General features: G+C 65.4%; 2 protein-coding genes. Both read left to right on the top strand.

The window, feature by feature from the left end:
- The first annotated feature begins 24 nt into the window (after positions 1 to 24).
- Positions 25 to 747, top strand: coding sequence for an ABC transporter ATP-binding protein (locus DYI24_RS26430; protein ID WP_164574416.1), 723 nt, complete (start codon positions 25 to 27; stop codon positions 745 to 747).
- Between the two features lie 112 nt (positions 748 to 859).
- Positions 860 to 1516: branched-chain amino acid ABC transporter permease (locus DYI24_RS26435; protein ID WP_164574417.1), on the top strand; the 657-nt coding region annotated here is incomplete at its 3' end.

A 1516-nucleotide genomic window follows, 5' to 3' on the forward strand; every position in this document is an offset into this window, starting at 1 on the left:
GCTTCGTTGTGGAGCGCAGGGACGATGACCGACCTGCTCATACTCTCCGGCGTCCACACCAATATCGGGCGCTATCACATCCTGCAGGGCGTCGACTTCGCGGTGCCGGAGGGGCAGACCACGATGCTGCTCGGCCGCAACGGGGCCGGCAAGACCACGACGCTGCGCACCATCATGGGGCTGTGGCCGGCGTCGCGCGGCGAGATTGCCCTTGGCGGCCGGCGGATCGAAGCGATGGCGACGCCGGACATCGCGCGGCTCGGCGTCGGCTACGTGCCGGAGACGATGGCGGTGTTCTCCGATCTCACCGTGAAGGAAAACCTGATCCTGGCGGCACGCGACGGCGAGATGGACGCTGGGCGCCTCGACTGGATCTTCGGCTTCTTTCCGGCCTTACGAAAATTCTGGCTGTCGCGCGCCGGCTCGCTGTCCGGCGGACAGAAGCAGATGTTGTCGATCGCACGCGCGGTGATCGAACCGAGGCAATTGCTGCTGATCGACGAGCCGACCAAGGGGCTGGCGCCGGCGATCATCGGCGCGCTGATCGACTGCTTCGCCGAACTCAAGCGCACCGGCGCCACCATTTTGCTGGTCGAGCAGAACTTCCACGTCGCCCAACAGATCGGCGACAGCGTGGTGGTGATGGACAATGGCGGCATCGTGCATCGCGGCACCATGGCCGAGCTCGCCGCCGACGTGCCGCTCCAGGAGCGCCTGCTCGGCCTCAGCCTGGAGGCGCATCAGTGACTTTACGCGATCCCCTCTCCGTCATTGCGAGCGAAGCGAAGCAATCCAGCTCCGTGCACCGGGCTAGATTGCTTCGTCGCTTCGCTCCTCGCAATGACGACGGATACTCATCATGACCGACGTCCCCGCGCCCTCCACCTCCGATCCACTGCCGCAGGCCAAGCGCGATCTTCTTCCGGTGTTGCTGCCCGCGATCCTGGCGCTGCTGATGCTGCCGCTGGGCGGCTCGTTCTCGTCCTGGGTGACGCTGACGGTCGCCAGCCTGGCGATGGGCATGATGATCTTCATCATGGCATCGGGCCTGACGCTGGTGTTCGGGCTGATGGACGTGCTGAATTTCGGCCACGGCGCTTTCATCGCGGTCGGCGCCTATGTGGCGACGCTGGTGCTATTGCCGCTGGCGGCGATGTCGGGTGCGGATTCGCTACTCACCAATCTCGCCGTGCTGGTGCCCGCAGTTCTGGCCGCAATGGCGGTGTCCGGCGCGCTCGGTGTGGTGGTCGAGCGGGTTCTGATCCTGCCGGTGTATGGCCAGCATCTGAAGCAGATCCTGATGACCACCGGCGGGCTGATCGTCGCCGAGCAGGCGCTGTATGCGCTGTGGGGGCCGCAGATCATCCCGCTGCCGCTGCCGACGTCGCTGCGCGGCTCGTTCATCATCGGCGATATCGCCATCGCCAAATATCGCCTGCTGGTGATGCTGGTCGGCCTCGTGGTGTTCGTCGGCGTCCAGCTGACGCTGAACCGCACCAAGATCGGCCTGTTGATC

It is taken from the genome of Rhodopseudomonas sp. BR0C11, assembly GCF_010820945.1.
GTDB classification, from domain to species: domain Bacteria; phylum Pseudomonadota; class Alphaproteobacteria; order Rhizobiales; family Xanthobacteraceae; genus Rhodopseudomonas; species Rhodopseudomonas palustris_H.

Bases quoted from the DNA above. Each gene is read 5' to 3' on its own strand.
- DYI24_RS26430 (WP_164574416.1), top strand. From the start codon at position 25: ATGACCGACCTGCTCATACTCTCCGGCGTCCACACCAATATCGGGCGC.